The sequence below is a fragment of the Hymenobacter lutimineralis genome (assembly GCF_008271285.1).
GTDB lineage: Bacteria > Bacteroidota > Bacteroidia > Cytophagales > Hymenobacteraceae > Hymenobacter > Hymenobacter lutimineralis.
Genome location: NZ_VTHL01000029.1, coordinates 16,013 through 34,052 on the forward strand (window position 1 = coordinate 16,013; position 18,040 = coordinate 34,052).

At 60.2% G+C, this 18,040-nt stretch carries 9 protein-coding genes; 8 read left to right on the forward strand and 1 reads right to left on the reverse strand.

Annotation, left to right across the window (positions count from 1 at the left end; genetic code table 11):
• Window positions 1–140 precede the first annotated feature (140 nt).
• Genes FY528_RS19405 through FY528_RS19425 form a run of 5 tightly spaced genes read left to right on the forward strand, consistent with a single transcriptional unit; the run spans window position 141 to window position 12,185 of the window.
• Window positions 141–4,568, forward strand: a complete 4,428-nt coding sequence (locus tag FY528_RS19405; protein ID WP_149072679.1) for a CusA/CzcA family heavy metal efflux RND transporter — start codon at window positions 141–143, stop codon at window positions 4,566–4,568.
• Between the two features lie 27 nt (window positions 4,569–4,595).
• The gene (locus FY528_RS19410; RefSeq protein WP_149072680.1) at window positions 4,596–5,783 is read left to right on the forward strand and encodes an efflux RND transporter periplasmic adaptor subunit; all 1,188 of its coding nucleotides are present in this window, start codon (window positions 4,596–4,598) and stop codon (window positions 5,781–5,783) included.
• Window positions 5,784–5,827: 44 nt separating this feature from the next.
• On the forward strand, window positions 5,828–7,951 hold the full coding sequence (locus FY528_RS19415) for a heavy metal translocating P-type ATPase (RefSeq protein ID WP_149072681.1): 2,124 nt from the start codon (window positions 5,828–5,830) through the stop codon (window positions 7,949–7,951).
• Window positions 7,951–9,144 (forward strand): MFS transporter, encoded by a 1,194-nt coding sequence (locus tag FY528_RS19420; protein ID WP_149072682.1) that lies wholly within the window; start codon window positions 7,951–7,953, stop codon window positions 9,142–9,144. The genes FY528_RS19415 and FY528_RS19420 overlap by 1 nt, the downstream gene beginning before the upstream one ends.
• 14 nt (window positions 9,145–9,158) lie before the next feature.
• Entirely contained in the window at window positions 9,159–12,185 is a 3,027-nt protein-coding gene (locus FY528_RS19425; RefSeq protein ID WP_149072683.1) for a Tn3 family transposase, read from the forward strand.
• 65 nt (window positions 12,186–12,250) lie between these two features.
• Here the strand turns inward: FY528_RS19425 and FY528_RS19430 are convergent, their stop codons facing one another.
• Window positions 12,251–13,303 (reverse strand): tyrosine-type recombinase/integrase, encoded by a 1,053-nt coding sequence (locus tag FY528_RS19430; RefSeq protein WP_149072684.1) that lies wholly within the window; start codon window positions 13,301–13,303, stop codon window positions 12,251–12,253.
• Between the two features lie 350 nt (window positions 13,304–13,653).
• On the opposite strand from FY528_RS19430, the gene FY528_RS19435 reads away from it, so the two are divergent.
• The 3 genes from FY528_RS19435 to FY528_RS19445 all read left to right on the forward strand — a co-directional run bounded on the left by FY528_RS19435 (window position 13,654) and on the right by FY528_RS19445 (window position 17,950).
• Window positions 13,654–14,943: a tetratricopeptide repeat protein gene (locus tag FY528_RS19435; protein WP_149072685.1), complete on the forward strand. Its 1,290-nt coding sequence runs from the start codon at window positions 13,654–13,656 to the stop codon at window positions 14,941–14,943.
• 69 nt (window positions 14,944–15,012) lie between these two features.
• A complete protein-coding gene (locus tag FY528_RS19440; protein ID WP_149072686.1) occupies window positions 15,013–16,392 on the forward strand; it encodes a phospholipase D-like domain-containing protein in 1,380 nt (459 codons plus the stop codon).
• Window positions 16,367–17,950: a hypothetical protein gene (locus tag FY528_RS19445; protein ID WP_149072687.1), complete on the forward strand. Its 1,584-nt coding sequence runs from the start codon at window positions 16,367–16,369 to the stop codon at window positions 17,948–17,950. The genes FY528_RS19440 and FY528_RS19445 overlap by 26 nt, the downstream gene beginning before the upstream one ends.
• Window positions 17,951–18,040 lie beyond the last annotated feature (90 nt).

Genomic DNA, 18,040 nt, shown 5'->3' on the forward strand with positions numbered 1-18,040 from the left:
GCGCTGCGCGCGTTCCGGCCGCCCCATTTGTGCGTTTCGCACTAGGCCGGGTCATGTCGCCGCCGCTTCCGCCCACCGGGCCGGAGCCGCCGCGCCGCAGGGTTTCACGGAAGCGTTAGACCTAATCCCCACAGCAACGGATGTTTGACCGGCTGATTCATTTTTCCATTCACAACAAGCTCATCATCGGGCTGCTCACGCTGGCCCTGGTCGCATGGGGCAGCTACTCGCTCAGCCGGCTCCCGATTGACGCCCTGCCCGACATCACCAGCAACCAGGTCGTGGTGTACACCGTGGCCCCCTCGCTGGCCGCCCAGGAGATTGAGCGCCTGGTGTCGTTTCCCGTCGAGCAGGCCATGTCCACCATCCCCGGCCGGGTCGAAGTTCGTTCGTTTTCGCGCTTCGGCCTCTCGGTCGTTACGGTCGTATTCGAGGACAAAACCGACATTTATTGGGCCCGCACCCAGGTATCGGAGCGCCTGAAAGAAGCCGAAAGCCAGATACCGGCCGGTACCGGCCGCCCGGAGCTGGCCCCGCTCAGCACCGGCTTGGGCGAGATTTACCAGTATCTGGTGCGCGCCAAACCGGGCTACGAGAAGAAGTACAACGCCACTGAGCTGCGCACCATCCAGGATTGGATAGTCCGCCGCCAGTTGCTCGGCACGCCCGGCGTGGCCGACGTGAGCAGCTTCGGCGGCCTGCTTAAACAGTACGAAGTGGCGCTTGACCCCGAGCGCCTGCGCTCCTTGGGCGTCACCGTGGCCGAGGTCTACCAGGCCGTGGCCGCCAACAACCAGAACGCCGGCGGGGCCTACCTCGACCAGAACCCCACCGCCGCCTTCATCCGCACCGAGGGCCTGGCCACGAGTCCCGCAGACATCGGCAACATCGTCGTCCGCAGCACCAGTACGGGCCTACCGGTGCTCGTGCGCGACGTGGCCGAGGTGCGCTACGGCGCGGCCGTGCGCTACGGGGCCATGACGCTCAACAACCAGGGCGAAGTCACCGGCGGACTGGTGCTCATGCTCAAAGGGGCCAACGCCGCCGAGGTCATCAAAGACGTGAAGCAGCGCATGGCCACCATCCGCAAAACCCTACCCGAAGGCGTCAGCGTCGAGCCCTTTCTCGACCGCTCCAACCTCGTAAACCGCGCCATCGGCACCGTCACCAAAAACCTGCTCGAAGGGGCCCTGATTGTGATTTTCGTGCTGGTGCTGTTTCTCGGCAACTGGCGGGCCGGCCTGGTCGTGGCCTCAGTTATTCCGCTGGCCATGCTGTTTGCGGTCAGCATGATGCGCCTGTTTGGCGTGTCGGGCAACCTGATGAGCCTCGGGGCCATCGACTTCGGGCTGATTGTCGACGGGGCCGTCATCATCGTGGAGGCCATCATCCACCGCTTGCACGGCGGCCAGCTCCGGGTGCCCGGCAACCGCCTCGACACCGCGCAGATGAACGAGGAAACCTACCACGCGGCCAGCAAAATCCGCTCCTCGGCCGCCTTCGGCGAAATCATCATCCTCATCGTGTACCTGCCCCTGCTGGCCCTGGCCGGCATCGAGGGAAAGATGTTCCGCCCAATGGCCGAAACCGTGGCCTTCGCCATTCTCGGCGCGTTCATCCTCTCGCTCACCTACGTGCCCATGATGTCGGCGCTGGCCCTGAGCCGGTCCACGGAGAACAAAAAGAACTTCTCCGACCGGATGATGGCCTTCTTTACCCACCTATACCACCCGCTGCTGAAAGGGACCTTGCGCCACCAAGCTGCGGTGCTCGTGGCCGCTACGGGCCTGCTGGTAGGCAGTTTTTTCCTGTTCCGCACGCTCGGCGGCGAGTTCATTCCCACGCTCAGCGAAGGCGACTTTGCAGTTGAAATGCGCGTGCTCACCGGCTCGTCGCTGAGCTACACCATCGAGAAAACCCAGCAGGCCGGCGGCATCCTCAAAAAGCAGTTTCCCGAGGTGAAGGAGGTAGTCGCCAAAATTGGCGCGGGCGAGATTCCCACCGACCCCATGCCCGTGGAAGCGGCCGACGTGATGATTATTCTCAAGGACCAAAAGGAGTGGACTTCGGCCACCAACCGCGAGGAGTTGGCCGACAAAATGGCCGAAGCCCTGAGCGTCATGCCCGGCGTCACGTTCGGCTTTCAGCAGCCCATTCAGATGCGCTTTAACGAGCTGATTTCGGGGGCCAAGCAGGACGTGGTGCTGAAAATCTACGGCGAAGACTTGCAGCAATTGGCCGACTACGCCCAGCAGGCCGGCCGCTTGGTACGGCAAGTAAAAGGAGCCGAAGACGTGTACATCGAGCAGGTCACGGGCCTGCCCCAAATCGTGGTGCAACTCGACCGCAACCGCCTCGCGCAGTTCGGCCTGAACGTGGCCGACGTGAACCGCACCGTGCAAACGGCGTTTGCCGGCGAAGTGGCTGGCCAGGTCTTCGAGCAGGAGCGCCGCTTTGATTTGGTCTTGCGCCTGCGCCAGGACCTGCGCAAGGACATCACCAGCGTGCGCCGCCTCTTCATCGCCGCCCCCAACGGCCGCCAGGTGCCCCTGGAGCAAGTGGCCACCATAGAGCTGCGCGAAGGCCCCAACCAGATTCAGCGCGACGACGCCAAGCGCCGCATCACCGTGGCCTTCAACGTCCGGGGCCGCGACGTGGAAACCGTCGTCAACGAGCTGCAACGCAAGATAGACCGGCAGGTGAAGTTTGCCCCCGGCTACTACACCACCTACGGCGGCCAGTTCGAGAACCTGCGCCAGGCCACCGAGCGGCTGAGCATCGCCGTGCCCGTGGCCCTGGTGCTCATCTTCGTGCTGCTGTTCTTCACCTTCCGCTCCTTCAAGCAGTCAGTGATGATTTTTACGGCCATCCCGCTTTCGGCCATCGGCGGCATCGCCGCCCTGTGGCTGCGCGGGATGCCCTTTAGCATCTCGGCCGGCGTGGGCTTCATTGCCCTCTTCGGCGTGGCCGTGCTCAACGGCATCGTGCTCATCGGCTACTTCAACCAACTCAAAGCCGAAGGGGTAGGAGACCTGATGACGCGCATCCTGCGCGGCACCGAAGTGCGGCTACGCCCCGTGCTGATGACGGCTACCGTCGCCTCGCTCGGCTTCCTGCCAATGGCGCTGGCCACCTCCGCCGGGGCCGAGGTGCAGCGCCCGTTGGCCACCGTCGTCATCGGCGGGCTGGTGTCGGCCACGCTGCTCACCCTGCTGGTGCTGCCCGTGCTCTATGCCCTGAGTGAGCGGAAGCAAACGGCCGAACCCACCCCGGAGCCGCACCCAGCCGCGGCCAAAAGTCTCCCCGTCGCTTCGCTGCTGCTCTTGCTGCTGTTGCCACTATTCACCCAGGCCCAAGCCCCTCTCACCGCGCCCCAGGCCGTCGCCCAGGCCCTGCAAACCAACGGCACCGTGCTGGCCGGCCAACGTGCCCTCGAAGCCCAGCAGGCCATTCGCGGCACGGCCTACGACTTCGGCCGCACCACCCTCACCGGCAGCTACGGCCAGTACAATTCGCAGAACAGCGACAACCAGTTCAGCATCACCCAATCCCTGGCCCTGCCCGGCGTGTACCGCAGCGCCGCCAACCTGGCCGACGCCCGCATTGCCGGCCAGCAAGCCCAGCTGGCCCAGGTGCAAGCAGAGTTGCGCCGCCAGGTGCGCCGCACCTACGAGCAGGCCGTGTACGCCCGCCACCGCCTGCGGGTGCTGCGCGGCCAGGACAGCGTGTACACCGAGTTTTTACGCTCGGCCAACCTGCGCTTCAAAACCGGCGAAACCGCCCGCCTCGAACCGGCCACGGCCCTGGTGCAGCAGGGCGAAATCCGCACCCAGCTGCTGGCTGCCCGCACCGATTTCCGGGTCGCCCAGCGCCAGCTGCAAGCCCTGCTGCAAGTGCCCGCCGCCGTGGCCGTGGCCGATAGCATCCTGCGCCCGCTGGCCCTGCTAGGCGCGGCCCAGCTTGCCGATGCCACCGCGCCCGCGCTGGCCGATACGCTGCTGAAGCTCACCAACCCCCAGGCCCGCGTACTGGCCCAGCAAGTGGCCGAGCGCCGCGCCGAAACCCGCGTGACCCAGGCCGCGGCCCTGCCGGAATTCACCGTGGGCTACTTCAACCAGAGCATCATCGGCTACCAGCGCCTCGACGCTGGCGGCACGGAACGCTACTTCGGCCCCGGCGCCCGCTTCCAGGGCGTGCAGGCCGGCGTGGCCGTGCCGCTGTGGCGGCGGCCCCAAAAGGCCCGCGTGCAGGCCGCCCGCTTGCAGGAGCAAGTGGCCCAGGCCGGCTACGACCGCTACCGCGCCGAGCTGGCCGGCCAACTCGATGAGTTGCTGGCCCGCCGCACCGAGCAGCAGCAGCGCCTGCACTACTTTGAAACCACGGCCCTACCCCAGGCCACGGTCATCACCCGCCTCTCCACCATCGCCTACAAGGCCGGCGAAACCGGCTACTCCGACTACCTGCTCAACCTCGAACGGGCCCGCCGCCTGCGCCTCGACTACCTCGATGCCCTGCTGCAACACAACCAGACCGTCATCGAGCTGGAATACCTCTTAGGCCGCCAGTAGGCCGCCCTTACTCTTTTCTAAAACAGAATGCGAAGCCTCACCACCTGTTTCTTGCTGCTGGCCCTGCTGGCCGGCTGCGGCAAGAAAGAAACCGACGAACCCGCCGCCGAAGCCCCGGCCAGCGGCTCCGCCCCAGCCACCGAAGCAGCCGAAACCGCCGCCCCCGACCGCGTGACCCTCACCGCCGCCGAACGGCAGGCCGGCGGCGTGCGCCTCGGCCCCCTCACCCAGCGCCCCATGAGCGGCGGCCTCAAAGTAAACGGTACCCTCGACGTGCCCCCCGAAAACCTCGCCTCCGTCAGCGCCCCGCTCGGCGGCTTCGTCGCCCGCACCGACCTGCTGCAAGGCTCGCGGGTGCGCCAGGGCCAGGTGCTGGCCGTCATCCGCAACCCCGATTTCGTGCAGCTCCAGCAAGACTACCTCGAAACCCGTAGCCAGCTCAAGCTGGCCCGCGCCGAGTACGAGCGCCAGGCCGAGCTGTACCGCCAGGAAGTGGCCCCCCAGAAAAACTACCAGCGCGCCCAGGCCGAGTACGAGGCCCTGCAAGTGAAAACCAGCGCCCAGGCTGCCCGCCTGCGCCTCGCGGGCCTGCCCGTGGGCGGCGCCATCGTAAGCACGGCCACGCTGCGCGCCCCCAAAAGCGGCTTCGTCAAGGCCGTCAACGTGAGCATCGGCCAGAGCGTGACGCCCACCGACGTGCTGTTTGAAATCGTGAACCCTGAACACCTGCACGTCGAGCTGACGGTGTTTGAAAAGGACATTCCCCAGGTGAAAGAAAACCAACTGGTGCGCTTCACCCTCGGCAACGACTCCGTGAGCCGGGAGCGCACGGCTCATGTGTACCTCATCAGCAAAACCATCAGCGACGAGCGCACCGTGCGCATCCACGCCCACCTCGACCGCGAAGACGAGCAGCTATTGCCCGGCACCTTCGTGCGCGCCGTCATCGAAACCAACCGCCTCACCGTGCCCACCCTGCCCGAAAAAGCCGTAGTGCAGTACGGTTCCCAGGCTTACGTTTTCGTGGCCGCCGACTCGGCCGCCTCAGCCGGCCCGGCCAGCTACCGCCTGGTGCCCGTCACGCGGGGCGTGAGCGAAGACGGCTTCACCGAAGTGCGCCTACCGGCCGCTGAGCAGGGCAAACCGCTACGCTTCGTCACTGAAGGCGCGTACTCCTTGCTCGGCAAGCTCAAAAACGCCGAAGAGGAAGAGTAGCCCGCTACTTCCTGTCTGTTCTCATCTGATTTTTCCCCAGAATTATGCCCGACCCTTCATCCGACAACCTCAACGAGCAGTTGAACACCGCCAAGCAGGTGCAGCCCGAAAACGTGGGGGCTCTTACCCGTGCCCAGCTCACGCCCGAAGCCGCCACCGCGCCCCAGGGCCACGACGTGCCCGGCCACGACCACCAAGGCCACGACCACGGCGACGAGCCCGAAGCCGACCACGCCGGCCATTCCCTCGATTCCGGCGAGTTGGACTTGGCCAGCGAAGCAGTAGCCGATGACCACGACCACGGCCCAGCCGGTGCCAACCCTTACTTGGTGCCTGCCCTTAGCTTCGCGCTGCTCGTCGCCGGCATTGCCCTGGATTACTACAAAGTGGGCTTTTTCACCGGCCCCGTGCGCTTGGCCTGGTACGGGCTGGCCTTCGTGCTCGTCGGTTGGAAGGTCATCAAGGCCGCCGTGCTCAGCATTCCCAGCGGCAACGTCTTCAACGAGTTTCTGTTGATGAGCCTAGCCACGCTTGGCGCGTTTGCCATCGGCGAGTACCCCGAGGGCGTGGCCGTGATGCTGTTCTACACCGTGGGCGAACTGTTTCAGGATGCGGCTGTGAACCGGGCCAAGCGCAGCATCCGCGCCCTGCTCGAAATCCAGGCCACCGAAGTCACTGTGCTACGCGGCGGCCGAAGCCTCGTGCTTGACCCCAAAGTAGTGCAGGTCGGCGACGTGCTCGAAATCCGCCCCGGCGAGAAAGTCGCCCTCGACGGCACCCTGAACACCGCCCCGGCCAGCTTCAACACCGCCGCCCTCACCGGCGAGTCGGCCCCCCAGACCAAGCAGCCCGGTGAGGCCGTGCTGGCCGGCATGATTAACCAGGAAAGCCTAGTGCAGGTGACGGTAACCGCCGCCTTCAAAGACACCAAGCTGAGCAAAATCCTGGCGATGGTGCAGGACGCCGTGGGCCGCAAGGCCAAAACCCAGCAGTTCATCACCCACTTCGCCAAGGTCTACACGCCCATCGTGGTAGCCCTGGCCGTGCTGCTCATCGTGGTGCCCTACTTCGTCGTGGACGGCTACGTGTTCCGCGACTGGCTCTACCGGGCGCTGGTGTTTCTAGTCATTTCCTGCCCCTGCGCGCTGGTTATTAGCATTCCCCTCGGCTATTTCGGCGGCATCGGCGCGGCATCAAAAGCGGGCATTCTGTTCAAGGGCTCCAACTTCCTCGACGTGCTGCGCGAAATCGATACGGTGGTAATGGATAAAACCGGCACCCTCACCCAGGGCGTGTTTGCCGTACAGCAGGTGCAGCCCGTCGCCGGCACCGAGCCGGCCCAGTTGCTGCGCCTGGTCGGCGCGCTCGAAACCAAATCCACCCACCCCATTGCTAAAGCGGTCGTAACCCACGTCGGCACCGCGGCCACCGGCGTGCCAGTCGAAAACGTGGAGGAAATAGCCGGCCACGGCCTGCGCGGCAACGTAGCCGGCCGCGACGTGCTGGCTGGCAACACCAAGCTGCTCACCAAATTTAGCGTCGCCTACCCCCCGGAAGTCGACCAAGTAGCCGACAGCATCGTGGTAGCTGCTATTGATGGGAAATACGCCGGTTACCTCACCGTCGCCGACGCGCCCAAAGAAGACGCCGCCCGCGCCATTCAGGAACTGAAAGCCGACGGCATCACCAAGCTCGTTATGCTCTCCGGCGACAAGGACAGCATCACCCAGCGCGTGGCCAAAGAGCTAGGTTTGGAGGAAGCTCACGGCGGCCTGCTGCCCGAAGACAAGGCCCGCTACGTGCAGCAATACCTGAGCGAAGGCCGCAAGCTCGCCTTCGTCGGCGACGGCGTAAACGATGCCCCCGTAGTAGCCCTGGCCGACGTGGGCATTGCCATGGGCGGCCTCGGCTCCGACGCCACCATTGAAACCGCCGATGTGGTCATTCAAACCGACCATCCCAGCAAAATTGCCACCGCCCGCCGCATTGCCCGCGCCACCCACCGCGTGGTATGGCAAAATATCTGGCTGGCCTTCGGGGTAAAAGCCGTGGTGCTCATCCTGGGCGCGGGCGGCCTAGCCACCATGTGGGAAGCCGTGTTTGCCGACGTAGGGGTAGCCCTGCTGGCCATCCTGAACGCCGTGCGCATTCAGCGCATGAAGTTCTGATGCGGCGCTGCTCCTACCTCACCCGCGCCGTCTGGCTGCTCTCGCTCATCAGTCTGTTTACGGATTTGGCCAGTGAGATGCTCTACCCGGTCATGCCGCTGTACCTGCAATCCATTGGCTTTTCGGTGTTTCTCATCGGCCTGCTCGAAGGCGTGGCCGAAGCCGTGGCCGGCCTGAGCAAAGGCTACTTCGGCCAGTGGTCGGATAGATTGGGTAAAAGAGTGCCCTTCGTGCAGTGGGGCTACGGCCTGAGCGCCCTCTCCAAGCCCATGCTGGCCGTGCTGGCTACGCCCGCCTGGGTGCTGCTGGCCCGCACCGTCGATAGATTGGGCAAGGGCCTGCGCACCGGCGCACGCGACGCGCTGCTGTCCGACGAAGCCACCCCCGCCACCAAGGGCAAAGTCTTCGGCTTTCACCGCTCGATGGACACCTTGGGCGCGGTATTCGGCCCCACGGTCGCCCTGCTCTGGCTGGCGGCCCGCCCCGGCCAGTTCCGCCCGCTGTTCCTGCTGGCCTTCGTGCCGGGCGTGCTGGCCATCGGCATCACCTTTTGGCTCCGGGAGCGCCCGGCCGCGCCTTCCCCGCGCCCGGTGCTCCCGTTTTGGGCTTCGTTCGGCTACTGGCGCGTGGCCCCACCGGCCTACCGCCGGGTCGCGGGCGCGCTGCTGGTGTTTGCCCTCTTCAACAGCTCCGATGCCTTTCTGCTGCTGCTGGCCCGCCAGCGGGGCCTGTCCGACGCGGCCGTTATCGGCCTCTACATTCTCTACAACGCCGTGTACGTGCTCAGCGCCTGGCCCCTGGGCCACCTGGCCGACCGCCTCGGCCCGCGTCTGCTGCTGGTGGGCGGCCTGCTGGCCTTCGCCGCCGTGTACGGCGGCGTAGCCCTGGCCCACGGCTGGCCCGCCTTCGCGGCCCTGTTCGCCCTCTACGGCCTCTACGCGGCCAGTACTGAAGGCGTGGCCAAAGCCTGGCTCAGCAACCTCTGTGACCGGGCCGACACCGGCGCGGCCCTCGGCACCTTCGCCGGCCTGGGCAGCCTGGCCGCCCTGCTGGCCAGCCTCGGGGCCGGGGCCCTCTGGCAGGGGGCCGGTCCCGCTTGGACGTTCGGCCTGGCGGCCGTCGCCGCGCTCGGCGTGTCTGCCTACCTGGCGCGCGCCCCACTCGCTCCCCACAAGGAATCGACCATGCCCTAACCCGAATAGTTACCATGCCCGTAGAATTTCTCAGCGACGAGCAGGCCGCCCGCTACGGGCGCTACCACGCCGACCCCAGCCCGGAGCAGTTAGCGCGTTTCTTTTACCTGAGCCCCCAGGACCTCCACTTTTTGGCCGACTACCGCCGTTCCTACACCCAATTGGGGTGTGCCGTGCAGCTGTGTACGCTCCGGTTTTTAGGCACGTTTCTGCCCGCCCCCACGCAGGTGCCGGCCGTCGTGGTGCACACCCTGACGCAGCAGCTTCAGGTGAGCGCGGATGCCTGGCCCGAACGATATACCCGACCGAATACGCTCTCCGACCACCAGGCCCGCATCATGGCGTACCTGGGCTTTGCGGCCTACGAGGGCCCGCAGGCGTTCCGCCTCACGCGCTGGCTGTACGCCCAAGGGCTCACCAGCACCGTGCGCCCTAGCGTGCTCTTTGATTTGGCGACCGCGCACCTGGTGGCCCAGCGCGTCGTGCTGCCGGGCGTCACGGTGCTGGCCCGCCTGATTGCACGGGTCCGCGAGCGCACGGGCCGCCACCTGTACCGCCAACTTCGCAGCCGGTTGAATCCGGTCCAACACGCCGCGTTGGAGGCGCTGTTGGCGGTAGCGCCCGGCCAGCGGCTGACCCGGCTGGAAGCGTTGCGCACGGCACCTACCCGTGTTTCCGGTCCGGCCCTGGTGGCTGCGTTGGCACGGCTGGACCAAGTGCGTGCCCTAGGCGTCGGGGACCTTTCGCTTCACGACCTGCCCGAAGCCCGACTGGGGCGGCTGGCCCGCCACGCGCAGGTGGCCTGGGGACAAACCCTGGGCCGCATGGGGGAGGAACGCCGGCTGGCCACGTTACTGGTCTTCGCGCAGGCGCTCGAACGTACGGCCACCGATGACATTCTGGACCTCTTCGACGGGCTGATGACCTCGCTGGCCCTGCGCGGAGAAACCCGCCGCCGGCGCGAACGATTGCGCTCCCTCAAAGATTTGGATCACGCGGCACTCGTCTTGCAGCAGGCGGTGCGCATTTTGTTGGACGAAACGGTGCCGGAAGGCAACGTCCGGCAACAGGTACTCGGGCATATCGGCGAAGCCCCATTACGGGCGGCAGCCGATGCGGTGCTAGCCCTGGCCAGCAGCGAAGACGACCCGCTACTGCAAGCGCTGAGTGGCAGTTACGCCACGGTGCGCCGGTTCCTGCCGGCCTTGCTGGCGGGCATCACCTTTGAGGGTTCTCCCTCCGCCAAACCCCTGCTCGACGCTTGGGATTTTCTGCGCCAGCAGGAAGTCGGCCGACGAGGCCGCCCAAAGTGGACCGCTGCGCCCCGTTCCCTGGTGCCCAAGAGTTGGGCCCGGCAGGTGTTTCCCAGCAAAGACGATGTGAACCCCGCCGCGTACACGCTCTGCGTGCTGGACCGATTGCACCAAGCCCTGCGCCGCCGCGAAGTGTTCGTGGGGCGCAGTGAGCGTTACGGCGACCCGCAGGCCGAATTGCTGCGGGGCGAGGCTTGGGACGCGGCGCGGGAATCCGTCGCGCGGGCCCTGGACCGCTCGCTCGACCCGTCCGTGGAACTGGCGCAGCTCCAGGCGCAGTTGCGGGCCGCTTACGCAGAGGTGGTGGAGAACCTCCCCCACAACGCAGCGTTGCAGGTGCTGCACCAGGACGGCCAGCCCTACGTCGTGGTGAGCCCGCTGCCGGCGCAGGAAGAGCCCGACAGCTTACGTGCGTTGCGGACCCAACTGGCCCAGCAGTTGCCCCCGGTCGAACTAGCGGCCTTGCTGCTGGAAGTGAACACTTTCACCGGTTTTGCCGGAGTCTTCACCCATGTGGCCGACGGCCAAACCAAAGCCGCAGACCTGCCGCTGAGCATTTGCGCCGTGCTGCTGGCCCAGGCCTGCAACATCGGCCTGAAAGCGGTGGTGCGGGCCGAGGTGCTGGCCCTGACGCTGCCGCGCCTCGCGTGGGTGCAGCAAAACTACGTGCGGGTGGAAACGCTCACCGCCGCCAACGCCCGCCTGGTGGACGGACAAGCGAGGCTGCCCTTGGCCCAGGCCTGGGGCGGCGGGGAGGTCGCCTCGGCCGACGGGATGCGCTTCGTCGTGCCGGTACGCACGATTCACGCCGGCTGGAACCGCAAATACTACGGCTCCCAGCGCGGGGTCACCTACTACAACTTCACCGGCGACCAGTTCACGGGCTTCCACGGCATCGTCATCCCCGGCACCCTGCGCGACTCGCTCTTCATTCTGGCCGGGCTGTTGGAACAGCAAACCAGCCTAGACCCGCGTGAAATCATGGCCGATACGCACGGATACAGCGAGGTGGTCTTTGGCCTGTTCGCCCTGCTGGGCTACCGCTTCAGCCCCCGCCTGGCGGACCTCTCCGACCAGCGCTTCTGGCGTCTCAGCAAAGAAGACGACTACGGTCCGCTCAATGACTTGAGCCGGCACGTCGTCAACGCCCAGCTCATCCGCGACCACTGGGAGGACATGCTGCGGCTGGCCGGCTCGCTCAAATTGGGGCGGGTGAAGGCGGCCGCCGTCATGCGCACCTTGCAGCGGGCGGGCTCGCTCTCGGGCCTGGGCCGGGCGGTAGCGGAATTCGGGCGGGTGGAAAAGACGCTCTACCTGCTGGCGTACGTACAGGACGAGGCGTATCGGCGACGCATCCTGGTGCAGCTCAACCGGGGTGAAGGCCGCCACGCGCTGGCCCGCGCCGTCTTCCACGGCAAGAAAGGCGAACTGCGCCAGCGCTACCGTGAGGGCATGGAAGACCAGCTGGGCGCGCTGGGACTGGTCGTGAACGCCGTGGTGTTGTGGAACACCCGCTATTTGCAACAGGCCCTGGAACAATGGCCGGAAACGGAGGGAGCGCTGAACCCGGACGACGTAGCGCGCCTCTCTCCCTTGCTGCACGAACACGTCAATATGCTGGGCCGCTACGATTTTACCCTGCCCGAAAGTATTGCGGCGGGGCAACTCCGGCCCCTGCGCACCTTCACCCCGTGGGAGGCGTCGCTCAGCGAATGGGCCTACCGATAGTTTCTGTTCCTACTCTAGTGAGACCCCTTAGATGAGGCAACCATATCAATCCTTATTCGTCAATATCACAATCCCAAGGCATGTGCGGCATTATACGAAACTACATTGTTGAGCTGCGTATAGCGCTCAATCATGGCGTCCGTTTTCTGTTTGGTCTGGTTCTTAATGGCTTTGTGGGACTGCCCATTGAGCACGGCCACCGTCACAAAAGACACGCGCAAAGAGTGCGCTGAATAATCGGGGCCGAGGCGCTTTTGCACCAACTTGTTGATGGAAATGTCTGAAAGCCGCTTGTCCGAGGGAGCAGCCATCTGCCCCGGCCGGGCCCGGGGAATCTTTACAAACAGCGGCCCCGTGGTGCGGCCCAGTAGCTTTAGCCAAGCGCGCAGGCAGCGCACAGGGCAAAAATCCGCGTTGGGCGCATAGAAAATGGCTTTGTCCTCGACCACTCCGTACTGGTTGGTCTTGCTTTTGGCCAGGTGCACCAGCAATGCCCGCTCCGTAAATTCCAGCTGCTCGATGTTCAGGTCCACCAGCTCCGAGCGGCGGAAGGCCCCGGCGAAGCCCAGCAGCAACAGGGCCCGGTCGCGCAGGCCGGCTGACGTTTCTAAGTCGATGCGGCGGATGGCTTGCTTCAGCTCCTCGATGGTGAAGGCCTGCGCCTGCTCCTGACGCTTGCCCAGGGTGCGGGCAATACCTTCCATCACGATGTTGAGCGCATCCAAAGTGGCCGGCAGTCGATGCCCCGCGAGCTGATGAGCTTTGCGGATGGCGGCCAGGTGGCGCTTGATGGTCGCCAGCGCGTGGGGCCCGGTAAGTGGCTGCTGGCCCTTCTTTTTTCCCCGATTGCCCCCAGGCGCTGGTTCGACTTTCTCGGAGGCCAGGTAGGCAACGTACTCCGTGAGGGTCCCCACTTCGGCGGGCACGGCCACGAAGCCGTGCTGCTCGCAGAAGGTTACGTAGCTTTTCAAGTCCGAGGTATAGGCCCGCTCCGTGTTGGCCGCGCCCTGCAGGCCGGCCTCCAGAAAACCCGCGACTTTAGCGGAGGCCCGGCTCAGGTGGTGGCTGAGCGAGTGGGGAGCATCGGGTGCTGGGAAAAGGGATAGGTCTTCGCTCATGGGATGGTTCGGCGGTGCCAACGCCGGGGCTGTTGCACACCTTGTATAATAGGTATCGGAACGGGTTAAACTGCTCCGATTTTCACGGGCAAATATAAGTTATGATAAGCTTTACTTATCATAACTTATTATCAAACTTACGGGAAAGATTGATATCTCGCCTTCTTGAACATAGTTTGCACAATGTTAGGAGATGAATGGAGTGTCATGCTCAATTCCTGCAACAGAAGTTGACAGCCCTGAAAAGTATATGTCATCAGGAAATGCTCAGATTGTAATCTGAGCAAGTAGCCAGCATAAAATCGTAACTCTATTCAACAAGCACCTTGCTGAGTAGACTTTGTATATATATGGAATCACCCAATCCTTTACTTCCGCTACTTAATTCAAGCAGAAAGGGCATCATTCGCCGTGCCGAGAACATAACCAATGCTCTACAGACAATTCAGCAGGAAGCTAATGCGGACTATTGGTTTGAAAAAGGACTAAGATTTCAACAGGTACAGGCATGGGGGCAAGCTTCGCTATGCTTCGACCGAGTATTAGATATAGATAATACTCATTGGCGAGGATGGTTGCTTTCTGGACACGCCAATGGTCGTTTGTGCAGAGTCGAAAAGTGCCGAGAAGCATTTATAGGCTCCGAAAAGTATGGCAAGCCCAAAAAGGAAGCAGATTTTTTCAGTTTCTTACTTCCAGGCGATTTAGAGTATCTTCTATTGTTTCTTAATCAAAACATGAATGAGGGTGATTTGTATCAAGCGACTGTGTCTTTGGCTTTAATACATTTTCACAAGCGGGAATATGAATTTGCTCGACTTTTATTGGAGCCATTAGTTGGTGAGCGTTCAGAAAAAACAGCTTGGGTTCAATACTATTTAACTCGGATAGACTTTGAGGAAGGTAATTATAAAAGCAGTATAAACCGATTGCGCTCCCTAGCATATAATGAATTAAGAGGAAATGCTAGGGTACAATTTTGGGTGGCCCAGGCTTACATGCATGAAGGCCGTGAAAGATTAGAATCATTTAATGTGTGGAAGTCAACGCAAGTGTATAAGGGAGGGCATGACTCGTATCCTGATTTTCATTATCTTTTCGGTGACGCGGTCAGAACTATAAAACTAGCAATCGCGCTTGAGCCCCAAAACGCTGAATATCAATTTTGCCTTGGAGAGATTGAGCAGTCCTATCCTAGTAGAGGAGCCGGGTTTGATGCGTTCCATAAGGCAGTGACATTAGACCCTGGAAATGCTGAGTATATACTAGCAAGGGTTAATTCCACTTGGTCAGGTGCTTGGGAGGTCGATTCAAGTGAAGCAAGCTCTATCATTGCCTTTGCAGAAGCAGCAGATGCTTTTCCTGATAACCTAGAATTCGTTCAACAAGCAGGTGCTGCCTTTTATCAGGTTGAAAGCTATCATGCTGCCTTGGAGATGTTCGCTAAAGCTGCTTTGCTTAGCCCTCCTGCTGAGGAAGAAAAATGGCAAAGAGACTCAAGAATGTGGAGGAGCAAAGAATGTGACGAGATGCAAAATGATTGTGTCGCTAAAATCGGCGCACATTGTGTCCCTGAATCATTATCAATGCGTGCAGCCGAGGAAAGAGCACATTGGCAGAAGTTGTCGGCCAATACTTAAGTGCCAGCGTTCTGCATTCCGCCTTCTTTCTGTTAAAATCTTCGCCAATCACCTTTCTGCTTTATCGTAATGTTCATAGTTACTACAGAGGCATATTTTACTGGAATCAAAGAAAAGCTTCTGAGTGAAATAGGCTTAGCAAAGCAGTCTATCTATATCGCTGTTGCGTGGTTCACCGACCGTGACCTGTTTGCTGCGCTGTTAGCTCGTCAACAAAGCGGAGTAAAAATTGCGCTGGCTGTAACAAATGATGAAATTAATTCGAAAATCGCTTATGAGTCATTAGCAATTGCCGGAGGCGAGTTTTACCGTGTTGACGGAGCCCTTATGCATAATAAGTTCTGTGTCCTTGATGGGCGGGATGTCGTTACGGGTTCCTACAATTGGACGTATCGAGCAGCTTCCGAGAACTATGAGAACATTGTCATCACCGCTGGTGACTATGATTTAGCATACAGGTATATATCTGAATTCAAGCGCATCACTGGTAGCGTAGGTGTGGCAACGGACACCAACGTTGACTTAGGCAAAGTTGTCCGTCGGCTACAGGTGGTGCGGAGTTTGGTGCAGCTAGATGAGCGCGAAGATGCGTTACGTCAAACTCGCCGCCTATGCACGGAGTGGAACGACCCCTTGGCGGAGCAGCTCCTGACTCATCTGGAGGCTGGAAGCTATACTCTCGCAGTGGAGATGGTCGACGAGTTTGTTCAGGCGCAATCTCGGGTTCAAGTGTATGAAGACCCGATTTTAGCAGCTTTGCGGCTTGAGATTCGCGACCTGGAGTACCGAATAGTAGCAGTAGAATCGGAAACCAGCGAGGCAGAAAAATTGCTAAGTGAGTATAATCACGCTTTTACCGTGAGGTTAGGCACACTGGCTGAAGAGATTCTGCGACTTAAAAAAGAGTATGCCTATACTCACCGGCAGGAAAGCCAATATTCGCAGCAAGAATATGACGAGGCACAGCGACGGTATGAAGAGTTCAGGCAGGAACGGGAAGCCGAGGCCATGCAGCCCTTTTTTGAACTTGATGCCAGCGGCCGGGAGCAACTCAAGAAGCTACATCGGCAATGCGTGATGCTTTGCCATCCTGATAAAGTCGCTGATGAGTTAAAAGATGCCGCAACGGATATTTTCCGCCAAGTGCAGGAATGTTACGAGCGTCAAGACCTGACTCAACTAACCACCTTAGCGCAGCAACTGGCTCAAGGGCAGTTCCGTGCTGCTGCGGATACATCTCGCATTGATGTACTACAGGCCCGCCGCAATCGGCTGCAGCAGCAGCTAGCAGTTCTTGTCAAGCACTTAGCGAATCTGCGCCAGGGTGATGCATTCCAGCAGATAAGTGTTATCACCGATATGGAAGAACATTTCAAGGCTCTCCACACTCAATTATCCGAAGAACTTACCCGTTGGCAATCCTATGCAGCCCAATCCGAACCTGCCTGAGCCCCGTAGCATCGGGAATCTCACCCGTCGCGCCGAAGTTGGCCTCAATGCCGTGCACAACATTCAACTGGAGGCAAGTGCACACTATTGGTTCGAGCGGGGTAACAAGCACAAAGCGGCACTGGAATGGGACGCCGCGCGCTACTGCTTTTACAAAGCTTTAAGCATTGACAAATGGCATTACCGGGCGTGGCTGTTTAATGCTGTGGCCAATTGCATGTTGGATAATGCAGAGGAGTTTTATGCTTGTATTGTACAAGCCTATTTGAAGGGGGTATTTGAGCCGGACCGGTGGTTTGTTTCCGCCTTGGAGAAATCAGAATGGGAGCTGATTCAGAAAAAGGTAAAGCGTAGATACCTAACCTGCCAAGTGCTGGATTACAACTATGACTATGGCGAATGGCCGTTTGACTGGACAAGCTTGGACTCTTTTGAAAAGTCAACCAGCTTCTTGAATAAAATACTTGCGGCGGCCATCGTTATATATAATGTCTGGCTTGGCAAAGGGGGGTATTATAGCCAGTATGATGAGAATGATAATGATTTCTCAGGAGGGTTTTATGAAAAAGCTCAACCCATTGCATTGGGAGAGTTGATTGACCGCGTCCTCGACTGCAGCGGTATTGCTACAGAGTTCTATTCTCCTTGTCCCAAAGAAGGAAGAAGTGTCTGGAAGCAGGATGCTCAAGGCAAATATTTTGAAACCACTGAATTTGAGGATAGGTCACTAACGAAGCTGTTCCCAAGGGAGGAGTTACAAAATCTATTCGATGTTACTGCATCCTTAATCGGCGGAGCTAGAATGCGGCTATCCCTTTTCCACAAGCGCATCGAGGAAGCAGGTTACAACAGCGCTTATACCAATTTCCATTTGGGCTTGTCACTTCTGCGCCTGGAGAAGTATGCTGAAGCAGTAGAGGCATTCGAGTATGCTCGCGCCTTTGAGCCCAGATTTAACGAAAGTTCATTGTTTTGGTGTGAGGTAGCTGCTGCCAAGCTTCAGAATTACAGAGTGATATGGGACTCTGACGCAATAGAATACCACCGGGTTGAATCTAAAGACTTATTGAAGCAAAGTGATGTGCAAGAAGCTATTAAGTGCCTAGAAAAAGCGGCATCTCTGAGTAGAAACGAGCCCATTAAATGGATTGCAGCAGGTAATGCAGTGTTGTGGTATCAGAATGATTTTACTAAAGGCGTAGCATACTATCAAACAGCTATTGCTTTATGCAAAGAGGTTGTTAATGAGGAAATGATACTGCCTAAGCTGTGGGCACAGTATAACTGCTCTAGGGCGTGCTTTGCGATGGGATTTGATAGTCAAGCTTTAAATATTTATCATTCCTTGGCACTGACACTTAATGTTATCTTGGGAGAGTACTACGGAAAAGATAGCGTAGATAAATCTTCTTACGAAGACCAATTAGTTTCTTTAAATGTAACAAATATAGATGATTTAATAGAATGCCGACAAACAATCAAATTTATCTCAGAACACGGTTTTCTATTTTTATCACAGCTCAGTGAAAATATAATTGGACAGGCATTAGCTCATTAGGTAAATCCATTTTATTGGGGCGTGTTTATTGTAATATCAGTTTGCTTTAAGTATTTAGTACTGGGTACTGAGATAAAGGCTGCTTAAACG

Excerpts from the sequence above, each read along its gene's own strand:
- FY528_RS19430 (WP_149072684.1), bottom strand. The coding sequence starts at position 13,303 with ATGAGCGAAGACCTATCCCTTTTCCCAGCACCCGATGCTCCCCACTCG.
- FY528_RS19445 (WP_149072687.1), top strand. The coding sequence starts at position 16,367 with ATGCAGCCCAATCCGAACCTGCCTGAGCCCCGTAGCATCGGGAATCTC.
- FY528_RS19415 (WP_149072681.1), top strand. The coding sequence starts at position 5,828 with ATGCCCGACCCTTCATCCGACAACCTCAACGAGCAGTTGAACACCGCC.
- FY528_RS19440 (WP_149072686.1), top strand. The coding sequence starts at position 15,013 with ATGTTCATAGTTACTACAGAGGCATATTTTACTGGAATCAAAGAAAAG.
- FY528_RS19435 (WP_149072685.1), top strand. The coding sequence starts at position 13,654 with ATGGAATCACCCAATCCTTTACTTCCGCTACTTAATTCAAGCAGAAAG.
- FY528_RS19410 (WP_149072680.1), top strand. The coding sequence starts at position 4,596 with ATGCGAAGCCTCACCACCTGTTTCTTGCTGCTGGCCCTGCTGGCCGGC.
- FY528_RS19405 (WP_149072679.1), top strand. The coding sequence starts at position 141 with ATGTTTGACCGGCTGATTCATTTTTCCATTCACAACAAGCTCATCATC.
- FY528_RS19420 (WP_149072682.1), top strand. The coding sequence starts at position 7,951 with ATGCGGCGCTGCTCCTACCTCACCCGCGCCGTCTGGCTGCTCTCGCTC.
- FY528_RS19425 (WP_149072683.1), top strand. The coding sequence starts at position 9,159 with ATGCCCGTAGAATTTCTCAGCGACGAGCAGGCCGCCCGCTACGGGCGC.